The sequence below is a fragment of the Maribacter sp. 2-571 genome (assembly GCF_050589625.1).
GTDB lineage: Bacteria > Bacteroidota > Bacteroidia > Flavobacteriales > Flavobacteriaceae > Pelagihabitans.
The window spans coordinates 22,044-34,227 of record NZ_JBNGOP010000026.1 but is presented as its reverse complement, the minus strand read 5'-3'; the positions used below and the strand labels follow the sequence as shown (position 1 = coordinate 34,227).

Below are 12,184 nucleotides of genomic sequence, written 5' to 3'. Positions count from 1 at the left end.
ACCCTACCGAGATGATTAAAATAAGTTTATGCGAATTACTGAATGTGCAGAAATTTTTAGTTTCTTCATTTTCAGCAAACTACAAAATTTTAAACAGATGAAATGAGCCATAACAATTCTTGATACCAACCGAAATGATTATTGGCGAATTACATCTGACCATTAAAAAACAATAAATATAAACAGATGAAAGCACTTACTAAGGAAAAACAAGCGGCCATATCGCCTGATATTGCCATACAATTGTTAAAGGAAGGAAACGAACGTTTTGTACATAACAAAACGGCAGAACGCGATCTATTGGAACAAGTGTCCGATACCGCTTCTGGGCAATATCCCTTTGCGACCATTCTAAGTTGTATCGATTCGCGGGTATCCGCCGAACTTATTTTTGACCAGGGTGTTGGCGATATTTTTAGTGCCAGGGTCGCAGGAAACATTGTCAACCAAGATATTTTGGGAAGTATCGAGTTCGCCTGTAAACTCGCGGGTACCAAGGTAATCGTTGTTTTGGGACATACGGCCTGTGGTGCCGTAAAAGGAGCCTGCGATGATGCCCGATTGGGGAACCTCACCATTCTGCTCGATAAGATCAGGCCTGCGGTAGAAGCGGTAAGCAATCCCTCGGATACCAGCTTACGCAATTCCAAAAATATTGACTTTGTTAACGAAGTCGCCGTAAAAAATGTACAATTGACCATTGATAAGACCCGAAGAATAAGTCCGGTACTCAAGGAAATGGAAGATAACGGGGACATCAAAATTGTGGGTGCCATGTACGATATACAGAATGGTAAGGTGACCTTCGTATAAAAATTTACGCGTTGGAATGCGCTTTCAAACACTTAATGAAAAAGAGCGCTATATGCGCTCTTTTTTAATACCGACTCGGGACCAAAGGTATACCAACGCGCCATTTACAACTTCCAGATTATACCATTTCTGGTGTTACGGCCGGCCGGCCTGTATAGGCCCTATAAAAACCATGCCCCCATAATTTCATTTTTCCTTGTTTTATCCACTGCGGTCATGGCCGGCATTGGTGTTCTTTTTCTTTAAAAAAGAGTATATTCACCCGTAGCAAACAACATACTCATGAAACAACTTTTTTCGAACGTGAGGGGCGACCTTTTTGGAGGGATTACCGCAGGAATCGTCGCACTCCCTTTAGCGCTGGCCTTTGGGGTCAGCTCCGGATTAGGGCCGAGTGCCGGACTCTATGGTGCGATCTTTATCAGTTTTTTTGCCGCACTTTTCGGGGGCACCAACACCCAGATCTCCGGTCCGACCGCCCCGATGACCGCAGTAAGCATGCTCGTAATTGCCAGTATTATCGCCTTGAACGATGGTAGTATCGAAAAAGCATTACCGGCCATATTGACCGTTTTCCTTTTGGCGGGACTCCTACAAATGGGGCTTGGTGTCCTGGGGCTAGGGAAATATATCCGCTACATTCCGTACCCAGTGGTTTCAGGGTTTATGACTGCCATCGGACTGATCATCATCATCACACAACTGCTTCCTTTGGTAGGCTATTACCCTAAGGAAGATCAGGGCTTTGTAAAACAATTCGAGACCAGAGCAGAGGCCTCGTTATTGGATAATACCCTGCAAGACGAAACTGGGGAAGGCACCCTAACCTTGAAAGATTTTGAAAACACCCTTAAAAGAGCAGATGAAATTAATGACGCCGCCATTCTGGAAGAAGCCCAAAATCTGGCATCCAATGCGTCTTCAGGAGTTTTGGGAGCGCTTAAGGTGCTGCCCAACGCATTGCAAAACATAAATTGGATCGAATTGCTATTGGCACTTGCCACCATAGTAATCGTTATCGGTTTTAAACGGATCACCACGGCGATACCGAGTACCTTGGTCGCACTTTTGGCGGTTTCGGGAGTGGCCTACGGGTTTAAACTGGATTACCGTACCATCGAAAAAATACCGGAAGGCCTTCCTATGCCACATCTAGAGATAATTACGCAATTCGATCTGGGCATGATCGCCCCTTATTTTTTTAGTGCACTTACTTTGGCCTTATTGGGCGCTATCGATTCGCTACTCACCTCGGTGGTGGCCGATAATATGACCCGAACCAAACACAAACCCAATCGAGAATTGATCGGACAGGGCATCGGGAACAGTATTGCCGCAATATTCGCGGGAATACCAGGTGCCGGAGCTACTATACGCACCGTAGTAAACATTAACTCCGGCGGAAAAACGAAACTCTCGGGAATGATCGCCGGTGTCCTCCTTTTGTTCGTGCTATTGGCGATGGGGCCTATCGCCTCCAAAATACCGGCCGCCGTGTTGGCGGGAATATTGCTCACGGTCGGTATCAGTGTGATGGACTACAAAGGCCTAAAAGCGATTTCCACCATGCCCAAGGACGTAAGGTTGGGACCGTTAAAATTAAGTTCCGAGGTCATCATCATGATTGTGGTCATGTTGCTTGCAACTTTCTGGAACCTCATCTATGCGGTTGGAATAGGAATGGTACTGGCCAGTCTTATGTTCATGAAAAAAATGGGCGACCTTACGGCCAAACGTTCCCATGTAAAGCCCTTGTTGAAAGAGGCCGTTTGGGAAGATGAAAAGGATTTTCCCGAACAGCTTCGTGAAGAAGTATTCATCAAACATCTTGACGGTCCGTTATTTTTTGGCAGCACCAGTGATTTTCAGATGCTTTCGGAGCAGGTTCCCGATACGGCCTCTACCATTGTGATACGTATGGGACTGATGCGGTATATGGACCAATCGGGACTCTATGCCTTGGAGGACATGCTAATTCCCCTGAAAAATGCCGGTGTCGATGTTCTTTTGGTAAAAGTACCTTCGCAACCCCGTTTTATGATGGAACGGATCGATATTATTCCCGATCTGATTCCCGAAGCCCATATTTTTGACAATTTTGAGGACTGTTTGGTATGGATACGCAAGAACGTTACTAATGAAGTGGCCATTTAGCAAGTAGAACATATCCCCGTACTGGACCAAAAGCTTTAAATTTGCCCTTTTTACCGTAGTACCATGATTGATAAGATAAAAGAACATATTTCGGAAGTAGAACAATTTACCACGGATTCCAAGGAAACCCTGGAGGCCTTCCGAATAAAATATCTGGGCAAAAAAGGACTTTTGAAGGATTTTTTTGCAGAATTCAAGAACGTTGCCAACGACCAGAAAAAGGAATTTGGGCAAACCATCAACGCCCTACAAAAAGCGGCCAACGAAAAGGTGAACCAGCTTAAAAATGCACTGGACCAATCTTCAGAGGCGGAAAGTGTTTACGGTGATCTTACACGACCGGGCGAACCCGTATCGTTGGGAGCGCGCCATCCCATTTCCATTGTTAAAAACCAGATCATCGATATCTTTTCCAGAATAGGTTTTAACGTTTCGGAGGGCCCTGAAATAGAAGATGATTGGCACAACTTTACCGCCCTGAACCTCCCGGAATACCATCCGGCCCGGGACATGCAGGACACCTTTTTCATTCAGACCGACCCCGACATCCTTCTTCGTACCCATACCTCATCGGTTCAGGTACGGTATATGGAGAACAACACACCGCCCATACGCACCATTTCCCCGGGAAGGGTATACCGTAACGAGGCCATTTCCGCAAGGTCACATTGCTTCTTCCATCAGGTAGAAGGGCTTTACATTGACAAGGACGTATCTTTTGCCGATTTGAAGCAAACCTTGCAGTTCTTTACCACCGAGCTGTTCGGGAAGTCAAAAATTAGGCTAAGGCCATCGTATTTCCCTTTTACGGAACCTAGTGCCGAAGTGGACGTTTATTGGGGCTTGGAGACCGAGACCGACTATCGTATGACCAAGGGTACCGGCTGGTTGGAAATCATGGGCTGTGGCATGGTAGACCCCAATGTTCTCGACAACTGCGGAATCGATTCAAAAGAATATTCGGGCTTTGCGTTCGGTATGGGAATCGATCGTATTGCATTGTTGTTGCACCAAATTTCGGACATCCGTCTTTTGAGCGAAAACGACATTCGCTTTTTGGAACAGTTTAAGAGCGCCCTTTAATTTTTACCGTGAAAAAAGACATTGAAATCCCCATTGTAAAGGACGTATACGTCGCTTTGGTACAGGAATGGACCGATGATTTTCTGAACAAGGAATGGAATGCCGTTATCATTAACGATAGAACGTCTCAAATTGATATGGTACTGGTGGTTTCCAAAGGCTATGATGGCGAAAGAAAAACGTCCACCATGCGACACGGTATCGGTGTCGTAGCGGCAAAATCCTTTGAAAAAATTGAATTGGTCCAAGAAGAGGTTCTTCGTTTGAACAATGAATTTTTTGTGACCTTTTATGCGGACGGGAAGTTATACGAAAAACGCTTCCTTTTTGAAAAGCATACCGTAGGGGAACAAAATTTACAGCAAATCCCCTTTGTCGATAAACCGGGTATTTTGGCACGGTAGCTGTTTAATACCTTTTCTACCTTAAAATTATCCATTAAAAATTACCCTTTTTCGTTTATACTTCAAAACAAAAAACGACCGTAGTGACTGCTATGCTTGAATTTTCTTTTTTGTCTAAACAAAAAATCACAGCTTTTTATTTGGGTAATTTTAAAGCAAAAATGGTATAATTGAATCACAGTAGTGCCAAGGGTGCCAAGCCGTTGTGCGATCGCAGCAGTGCCGAGTTTTTCCCGAACTACTGGACTTCAGGTTTCAGCAATTGGTATTATTTCTTTTTTGCCTATTGGAATATCATAAATATCCACTTTCAAAAATCGGATAACCCTATTTTTCAGGCTTGATTTTTATCATATTTCCACCGACTTTTCAGACGGATTCCTGTAACTTGGGATAACCTCCATAGGCTTCGGGCCCGCACGTTCCGCGATGCTCCGGGAGGCGTAAAACACAAGGCCATTGCATTCTTTTTTAGCAACGGGCCTTAAGAAGTTCTTGATTTTGGCAATGACTTCCGAGCGCGTAAATATTGTTTTATCATTGCCTTGATTTTCTTATTCTCGGGCTCGACTTCGAAGTTATTGCCATTTTTTACAATCCATAAAAATTACGGACCGCCCAGTGCAACGTCCCACTTGTTGAAGATTTGTAGCTTGGAATACTCCCAGGAAAGATTTGCCCTAAAGTGTAGTCTTTCAACGAATACCATGAACTCATTTAGACTTTTTTAATTGGCTAAAAAATTGTCCTTTACAGCCCTGTTTTTGCCTTTTTTTCCTCTCGTAGCCCTGCTATGAAACTCAAAAAAGTCTTCAACAGGCCTTTAAATCACTAATTTTCGCTTCAATCCAAAAAGTCTAAATGAGTTCAATTTTAACTTTGAAATAGCAGGTATAGCAATAGTTTCTTTTTCAGGTCTACCAAGTAGCAAAAGGTTGTTTGCTCAAATGGGAATTGTAATACCGTACATCACCGGTTACCTCCGCCCCCAACCACTCCGGAACCTCAAAAGCCTCGGTTTCCGATTGTAGCTCTACCTCCGCTACCGTCAAACCTTTATTGGCACCTTGAAACTCGTCTACCTCAAAAACATGCTTTCCCTTGGGCACGTAAAACCGTATTTTTTGAATGACCCCTTCCTCACAAAGGAGCAATAACGCTTTTGCTTCCTGCAACGGAATCTCCCGTTCCCATTCAAACCGTGTAGTTCCCGAACTGTTCGATCTTCCCTTAACGGTCAAAAAACCTTTGTCGCCCATTATTCGCACCCGTACGGTGCGATCTGGGTGCGTATTTAAAAAGCCCTGCTCCATAGCTTTTTGGGCTTTGGCCTCGTTACGGTACGCATCCGAACGCACTAAATACTTACGCTCTATTTCGATCATCGTGCTGCTATCTCAAAAATTTCGTCGGACTTAATGATCTGCTTCTCCACCTGATGGTTGGCCACCCAAACCATAGCCTTCGCAATGGTTTGGGGGTGTATGGTACGGTATTTTTTTAGGGGACCTACCAAAAGGCGGTCCAAACCCTTCATCACTAGTTTGCCTAGCCACTCTCCGGTACGTTTTTCGGTACGGTCGCCCCCGATCAAGGAGGGCTGCATGATATGGGTTTTCGTAAGCCCCAAGCGTTGTACCGCATCCTGCATCTCTCCTTTCACCCTGTTATAGAAGATAGCGCTCTTACTGTCGGCGCCAAGGGCCGATAGCACCACAAAAGTGTCGATGCCATTTTGCTTACACAATTCGGCCGCAGCTACCGGGATGCCCAAATCAATAGTGCGATAGGCGTCTTTGTCGGGAGTTTTGGCTTTGGTGGTGCCGATACAACAAAAAACGACATTGCCCGCAAAGTCCTTTTTAAAAGATGCCAAGTTTTTCAAATCGCCTATAAACTCCACCAACTTGGGATGCTCAAAGCCAATGGCCCGTCTCGAAAAAAGTCGGATCTGGCTGTAGCGCCCGTCCTCCAGTAGCAACCGTAGCAAATGGCCGCCGGTAAGGCCGGTAGCCCCGAGTAATATCGCCGTTTTTGGTTGTTTCGCCATTCCGCTAAATATAGCCTAATTTTGTGGTATGCACAACGAACCGCTATCGCGAAAGATCATTCATGTAGACATGGACGCCTTCTACGCTTCGGTGGAGGAACTGGACGATCCCAGCCTAAAAGGGAAACCTGTGGCCGTAGGCGGCAGTGAAAAAAGAGGGGTCGTTTCCGCCGCGAACTATGAGGCCAGAAAATATGGTGTGCGCAGTGCAATGAGCGGCTATTTGGCAAAAAAAAACTGCCCTCATATCACCTTTGTAAAACCAAGGTTTGCCCGTTACAAAGAAATTTCAAAACAGGTAAAGTCGATTTTTTTTGACTACACGGACTTGGTAGAACCCCTTTCTTTAGATGAAGCCTACCTCGATGTTACGGTCAACAAAAAAGGAAATCCTTCGGCGACGTTGATCGCCAAAGAAATTCGGGAACGTATTTTTAAGGAGATCGGCTTGACCGCCTCTGCCGGAATCAGTATCAACAAATTCATTGCCAAGATCGCCAGTGATCATAACAAGCCCAACGGTCAAAAAACGGTAGGCCCGGAGGAAGTGATCGCTTTTTTGGAAGCGTTGGAAATTCGAAAGTTTTACGGGGTAGGAAAGGTTACCGCCGACAAAATGTACCGCCTGGGCATCTTTACCGGAACGGACCTTAAAACAAAATCATTGGCCTTTTTGGAAGAAAACTTTGGTAAAAGCGGGCGTCATTACTTTAACGTGGTACGCGGCATACACCACAGTGCAGTGAAGCCGCATCGAATTCCAAAGTCCGTTGGTGCGGAACGGACCTTTAGCGAAAACCTCAGCAGCGAGATTTTTATGCTCGAACGCTTGGAACACATCGCGCAAGAACTCGAAAAACGCCTGAAAAAGGCCGATATCGCAGGAAAAACGGTTACATTGAAAATCAAATACAGTGACTTCACCTTACAGACCCGAAGCAAGACCCTTCCTTATTTTATTGCGGACGGCACCTTAATTTTAGAAACCGCCAAAGAACTGTTATACCAAGAAAAAATGGAGAACTCCGTTCGCCTGTTGGGCATCTCCTTGGCCAATCTCAATACCGAAAAAGGAAGTACCCCCATAAAAAAAGATGCCGTATCGGTACAGTTAAAGTTCGAGTTTTAAACGATGGGCTTTGTCCCTAACTTCTTATTCATACCATTTTAACTTTGAAATCGCGCGTATAGAAATTGAATTATTTTTTAGTTGTTCGAGACAAAAAATCTAAGCATAGCCTTAGCTACGGTTATATTTTTCAACGAAGAACAGCTGAAAAAGAAACGATTTATTAGTGCTATTTCAAAATTAAAATGGTAATAGTAAAAAAAAAAACGCGTTATGAAACTGGTCCATAACGCGTTCGATGTGGAGTGAATTGTTAAAACCCTCTTTTCATTTCAAGTTAAAACGGTATTATTCTACCGTTAAGGTGTTGTCGGTGGCCGTAGGGTTCATAGGGCAAAAGTAAACGTACTCCCCTTTTTCCAAAACGGTGGGCTGTGAAGTCCCTACCGCACCTGTTGCTACAACTTCGGTTACATAGGCCGTTTTAATATGGTTTTCGGCTTTACTAATGTCCTCTCCTTTTTTGACCAATACAAAACCGACATCATGTCCGACATCCTTGTTCGCAACTTCAAAAACATAGGTTCCCGCAGGAACCGTAAGGCTCTTTTGCGTGAACTCTCCCGGTGTTTGTTCCAAACTTATGGTTTTTGCGGCCTTTTCCATAGTGTCTTGCGCATTGGAGGAAAAGGTGGCTACAAAAAACAAGGCTACTACTGCTGTGATTACTTTTTTCATGGGTACTGATTTTATTTGTTTAAATTATGAATGAATATGTATTATTGTTTCCATCTCGATTTTCGGCAAATCCGTTATCGATAATGACAAGGCAAAGATGCCCCTAAAAAACACCTTGGGGTACGTACGTTTTTCCCAAGAACTTGTACATTGTTCCCATAACGGAAAAAACAGGAGATGAAGGTCTAAAAAGACCTCACTTTCAGGCTTCCCACAAGCGCATTACGGTATTTTATCACCGTCAGATCAGCTGTATTAAGCTAGTTTAGTGCTAAAAAGCGCTTTTTTTTGTTCATCCTTAAGCATCCAGATAAATTTTAACAAGACTAATAATTAAACAAAACTGTTAATCATTGCTTTAAATTTTAGAGGGCTGTATTCTTTTATTAGTATTGTACCGTAGTGATTACGAAATGACAGTATATGAGTAGTCCGAATCGCTAGAGAATAGCGCGGTCGATTTCCTAAAAAATCCCGCTTTTTTATCCCCTTTACTATGATAGAGTTAAAACAATACGATATTGCCGCACAGAAGTTTTATGATACGCAACAGATCAATAGTTTGCCCATCCTTTCATGGGATTCCTATGGTCTGCATTTTGATCGTTTGACAAAATTCAGTAGGGATATCGTTGTATTGAACCAATTGGCAAAAGAGCACGGTTGGCAAAGCAGTCTTTCCCTAAACGAGGCGTTGCTAGAAAAGGATAATGTTATCGTTGTTACCGATGCCAAATTGAAAATCGTGCATGCATCCCACAACATTATACACATGAACGGTTATGAAGTAACGGATATCATCGGGGAATCACCAAAAATGTTTCAGGGAAAGGATACCTGTAAAGATACCTCGGTATATATTTCCAATGCCATCAAACGAAAATGTGGTTTTGAAGCTACCATTCTAAACTACCGCAAAGATGGTAGTCCGTATAAATGTTGGATCAAGGGGGAACCTTTGTTTAACAAGAAAGGAAAAGTTGTGCACTTTATAGCCTATGAAAAAGAAGTTGCTTAAGTGTTTATTTATGAACGAAAAAGCCCCGATCCCTATACAGGTCGGGGCTTTTTTATAAGTCCTTTTTTTAGTTATGGGTCCTATCTATGAAGGACAGCTCTCTATTTCGGTAACCCGCAGCGTATTTACCATACCCTTGTCTTTGATGGGCATTGCCGCCAAACTGATCAGCATGTCGCCCACATCCAAAAATCCTTTTTTGCAAGCGATCTGGTTTACATCCTCAATGGTTTCGTCGGTAGAAACGTAGCGATTATAAAAGAAAGCGTGTACGCCCCATAGCAAGCTCAGTTGCGTAAGTATGCGACGGTTGGAGGTAAATACCAAGATATGCGCATCTGGCCGCCAGGCAGAAATTTGAAATGCGGTATACCCACTATTCGTTAAGGTAGATATGGCTTTCGCCTTAATTTCATTCGCCATAATGGCCGCATGATAACAGACCGATTTGGTGATATACCGTTTTGTTCTAATGTGTGGTGGGTCATGCGGTACTTTGATCAAATCGGAGCCTTCTACACTTTTTAAAATGCTCGTCATTTTCTCGATGACCTGCACCGGGTAATTCCCGACAGAAGTTTCGCCGGAAAGCATTACTGCATCCGCACCGTCCATTACGGAGTTTGCCACATCGTTTACCTCTGCCCTGGTCGGGGTAAGGCTGGTGATCATGGTCTCCATCATTTGGGTGGCAATAATTACGGGAATACGGGCTTTTTTGGCCCTAAGTACCAATTGTTTTTGGATCAAGGGCACTTCTTGTGCCGGAACCTCAACGCCCAAATCGCCCCTTGCGACCATCAGACCGTCGCAATACGAAACGATTTTATCGATATTCTGCACCGCCTCGGGCTTTTCGATCTTGGCAATAATCGGAATCTTATCGTTGGTATGTTCCTTGATCAGATCCTTCAAGTCGATAAGGTCCTGACTAAAACGCACAAAGGAAAGTGCGATCCAATCCACTTTTTTGGAAATGGCAAATATGGCATCCTTTACGTCCTTTTCGGTGAGGGCCGGTAACGAAATATTGGTGTTCGGAAGGTTGACCCCCTTTTTAGATTTTAAGGGACCCCCTTGAATCACTTTTGCCCTTACTTTATTTTCTCCATTGGTAGCAAGCACTTCGAACATCAGCTTTCCATCGTCCAATAGAATGTTTTCCCCTGGCTTTACATCCCTGGGGAACGCACTATAGTTCATGTATACGCGTTCTTCATTTCCCTCAAAAGGTTCTCCGGTTATAAAATCGAGCTCATCGCCCGGAGAAACTACCACTTCCCCTGCCATGACCCCTACCCGCAATTTTGGGCCCTGTAGGTCGGCCAAAATAGAAGTATAGGTATTCATTTCTTCGTTCAGTTCCCGAATGATCTTGATGCGTTCGGTTACGTCGTCATAATCGGCATGGGAAAAATTGATGCGAAAGACATTTACCCCTGCCTCGATCATTTGTTTTAGCACTTCCTTCTTGCTTGTCGCGGGGCCTAAAGTGGCAACGATTTTTGTCTTCTTCCTGGTTGGCATTATACAAATATTAAGTTGTTCTTAGATTTTAATGTACTGGTGTCGATCGTATAGGCCGTTATAATTTTAGGCACTTTCAGCAATGGGCGCAATACCTCTTGCTCCAAATCGAAGTTGTTTTGTTCTATTTTCAGAAAATAATCTACTTCTTTATGTTCCGGCACCAGATGATGGGTCGTAAAAGAGGGTTCCCCTGTAAAAAGATCGCTCCTTGGTGAGGCGTCCTGCCGAAAACTATCATTTTTTATGAGTGACCAATAACTCTCGTCACCCTGATCTTTCCATTCAAAAATCGGAAAGGAAAGCAGTGGTGTCAGCTGTAGGTCTTCACGGCAACGTTTGAAGCGGGTCTTTAAATACAAATTGATGGCATAAACCAACTCATAATCTTCCGAACTGCTGTGTAAAGCCACTAAATCAAATGGGTCCTCGTAAAAATCACCCATAATTTTATGCACCGCTGCCATGCTAGAACAAAATTATGTAAGCTGTAAATATAAGGCTAATAACGAAATCTGCCTAGATTAAGCCCTCGTAAACCGATATTTAAGGTTCTAATGACGTTCTGGTAATGTACCTAGGGCGGGTTATCGCTTATCGATTTTATTCTGCAAGGCAAAATAAGCCCGTTTGGATGCTCTTTCCTCCGCTTTTTTCTTGGAAGTGGCCCGGGCTTTGGCCACAACCTGGTCCCCTATGGAAAGTTTTACGGCAAAATGCTTTAGTTGATCGTTGCCCGTATCCTCATAAACATCGTAATTAAAGTGCTTCTTTTTCTTTTGGCACCATTCGATCAAAAGGCTTTTGTAGCTGATTACCTTTCCCTCGAGCTGTTCGATATCGATATAGGGGTCGATTACCCGTGACCGTATGAACCGATTGCAATACTCGTACCCACGGTCCAAATAAATGGCCCCGACCAATGCTTCAAAAACATTGCCGTGAATATTGTCGCCAAAATGGGATTTTGGAATGCGGCTTTCTACGAATTTGATCAGCTCCAGATCTTTTCCCAATTCGTTCAAATGTTCCCTACTAACGATTTTTGAGCGCATTTTGGTCAAATACCCCTCGTCGCCCAAAGGTACTTCGATAAACAGGTAATGTGAAATAATGGTTCCCAACATGGCATCGCCCAAAAACTCCAGCCGTTCATAGTTCATGGGATTTCCATCATCGTCGCGCTTATTGGCCGATCGGTGTAAAAACGCCTTTTTATAGATGTGAATCTTTTTCGGTTTGAATCCCAATATGCGCTGTATCCCTAAAAAAAAATCCCCATCCTCTTTGGGACGGGAACTAAAGATATTTTTAGGAAAGCCCATGTA

At 43.8% G+C, this 12,184-nt stretch carries 13 protein-coding genes; 7 read left to right on the top strand and 6 right to left on the bottom strand.

Translation table 11 applies throughout. The features are described from left to right. Nucleotides 1–186 precede the first annotated feature (186 nt). The 5 genes from ACRD7P_RS16460 to ACRD7P_RS16440 all read left to right on the top strand — a co-directional run bounded on the left by ACRD7P_RS16460 (nucleotide 187) and on the right by ACRD7P_RS16440 (nucleotide 4,798). Nucleotides 187–813, top strand: a complete 627-nt coding sequence (locus tag ACRD7P_RS16460) for a carbonic anhydrase family protein (protein WP_430908753.1) — start codon at nucleotides 187–189, stop codon at nucleotides 811–813. A gap of 282 nt (nucleotides 814–1,095) precedes the next feature. After that, entirely contained in the window at nucleotides 1,096–2,967 is a 1,872-nt protein-coding gene (locus tag ACRD7P_RS16455) for a SulP family inorganic anion transporter (RefSeq protein ID WP_430908752.1), read from the top strand. Between the two features lie 63 nt (nucleotides 2,968–3,030). Continuing rightward, nucleotides 3,031–4,050, top strand: coding sequence for a phenylalanine--tRNA ligase subunit alpha (pheS, locus tag ACRD7P_RS16450; protein WP_430908751.1), 1,020 nt, complete (start codon nucleotides 3,031–3,033; stop codon nucleotides 4,048–4,050). 8 nt (nucleotides 4,051–4,058) lie between these two features. Beyond that, nucleotides 4,059–4,454, top strand: coding sequence for a hypothetical protein (locus tag ACRD7P_RS16445; RefSeq protein ID WP_430908750.1), 396 nt, complete (start codon nucleotides 4,059–4,061; stop codon nucleotides 4,452–4,454). 170 nt (nucleotides 4,455–4,624) lie between these two features. After that, a complete protein-coding gene (locus ACRD7P_RS16440; RefSeq protein WP_430908749.1) occupies nucleotides 4,625–4,798 on the top strand; it encodes a hypothetical protein in 174 nt (57 codons plus the stop codon). Between the two features lie 573 nt (nucleotides 4,799–5,371). On the opposite strand, the gene ACRD7P_RS16435 is transcribed toward ACRD7P_RS16440, so the two are convergent. After that, a complete protein-coding gene (locus ACRD7P_RS16435) occupies nucleotides 5,372–5,839 on the bottom strand; it encodes a CYTH domain-containing protein (protein WP_430908748.1) in 468 nt (155 codons plus the stop codon). Then, entirely contained in the window at nucleotides 5,836–6,504 is a 669-nt protein-coding gene (locus tag ACRD7P_RS16430) for an NAD(P)H-binding protein (protein ID WP_430908747.1), read from the bottom strand. The genes ACRD7P_RS16435 and ACRD7P_RS16430 overlap by 4 nt, the downstream gene beginning before the upstream one ends. 28 nt (nucleotides 6,505–6,532) lie before the next feature. Here ACRD7P_RS16430 and dinB point away from each other — a divergent pair, with 28 nt between their 5' ends. After that, entirely contained in the window at nucleotides 6,533–7,633 is a 1,101-nt protein-coding gene (gene dinB / locus ACRD7P_RS16425) for a DNA polymerase IV (protein WP_430908746.1), read from the top strand. Nucleotides 7,634–7,921: 288 nt separating this feature from the next. Here dinB and ACRD7P_RS16420 read toward each other — a convergent pair whose 3' ends face one another. Further along, nucleotides 7,922–8,311 carry a cupredoxin domain-containing protein gene (locus tag ACRD7P_RS16420; protein ID WP_430908745.1) on the bottom strand — a complete coding sequence of 130 codons (390 nt, stop codon included), beginning with the start codon at nucleotides 8,309–8,311 and terminating at the stop codon, nucleotides 7,922–7,924. A 496-nt stretch (nucleotides 8,312–8,807) separates the two neighbouring features. Between ACRD7P_RS16420 and ACRD7P_RS16415 the strand changes: the two genes are divergently transcribed. After that, a complete protein-coding gene (locus tag ACRD7P_RS16415; RefSeq protein WP_430908744.1) occupies nucleotides 8,808–9,329 on the top strand; it encodes a PAS domain-containing protein in 522 nt (173 codons plus the stop codon). Between the two features lie 84 nt (nucleotides 9,330–9,413). On the opposite strand, the gene pyk is transcribed toward ACRD7P_RS16415, so the two are convergent. The 3 genes from pyk to rnc all read right to left on the bottom strand — a co-directional run bounded on the left by pyk (nucleotide 9,414) and on the right by rnc (nucleotide 12,181). Next, nucleotides 9,414–10,856, bottom strand: coding sequence for a pyruvate kinase (gene pyk, locus ACRD7P_RS16410; protein ID WP_430908743.1), 1,443 nt, complete (start codon nucleotides 10,854–10,856; stop codon nucleotides 9,414–9,416). After that, a complete protein-coding gene (locus ACRD7P_RS16405) occupies nucleotides 10,856–11,302 on the bottom strand; it encodes an IPExxxVDY family protein (RefSeq protein WP_430908741.1) in 447 nt (148 codons plus the stop codon). The genes pyk and ACRD7P_RS16405 overlap by 1 nt, the downstream gene beginning before the upstream one ends. Before the next feature lie 141 nt (nucleotides 11,303–11,443). Continuing rightward, complete coding sequence (gene rnc / locus ACRD7P_RS16400) at nucleotides 11,444–12,181, bottom strand: ribonuclease III (RefSeq protein WP_430908740.1); 738 nt, start codon at nucleotides 12,179–12,181, stop codon at nucleotides 11,444–11,446. Nucleotides 12,182–12,184: the final 3 nt, after the last annotated feature.

Bases quoted from the DNA above. Each gene is read 5' to 3' on its own strand.
- pyk (WP_430908743.1), bottom strand. From the start codon at position 10,856: ATGCCAACCAGGAAGAAGACAAAAATCGTTGCCACTTTAGGCCCCGCG.
- dinB (WP_430908746.1), top strand. From the start codon at position 6,533: ATGCACAACGAACCGCTATCGCGAAAGATCATTCATGTAGACATGGAC.
- pheS (WP_430908751.1), top strand. From the start codon at position 3,031: ATGATTGATAAGATAAAAGAACATATTTCGGAAGTAGAACAATTTACC.
- rnc (WP_430908740.1), bottom strand. From the start codon at position 12,181: ATGGGCTTTCCTAAAAATATCTTTAGTTCCCGTCCCAAAGAGGATGGG.
- ACRD7P_RS16455 (WP_430908752.1), top strand. From the start codon at position 1,096: ATGAAACAACTTTTTTCGAACGTGAGGGGCGACCTTTTTGGAGGGATT.
- ACRD7P_RS16430 (WP_430908747.1), bottom strand. From the start codon at position 6,504: ATGGCGAAACAACCAAAAACGGCGATATTACTCGGGGCTACCGGCCTT.
- ACRD7P_RS16420 (WP_430908745.1), bottom strand. From the start codon at position 8,311: ATGAAAAAAGTAATCACAGCAGTAGTAGCCTTGTTTTTTGTAGCCACC.
- ACRD7P_RS16460 (WP_430908753.1), top strand. From the start codon at position 187: ATGAAAGCACTTACTAAGGAAAAACAAGCGGCCATATCGCCTGATATT.
- ACRD7P_RS16435 (WP_430908748.1), bottom strand. From the start codon at position 5,839: ATGATCGAAATAGAGCGTAAGTATTTAGTGCGTTCGGATGCGTACCGT.
- ACRD7P_RS16405 (WP_430908741.1), bottom strand. From the start codon at position 11,302: ATGGGTGATTTTTACGAGGACCCATTTGATTTAGTGGCTTTACACAGC.
- ACRD7P_RS16415 (WP_430908744.1), top strand. From the start codon at position 8,808: ATGATAGAGTTAAAACAATACGATATTGCCGCACAGAAGTTTTATGAT.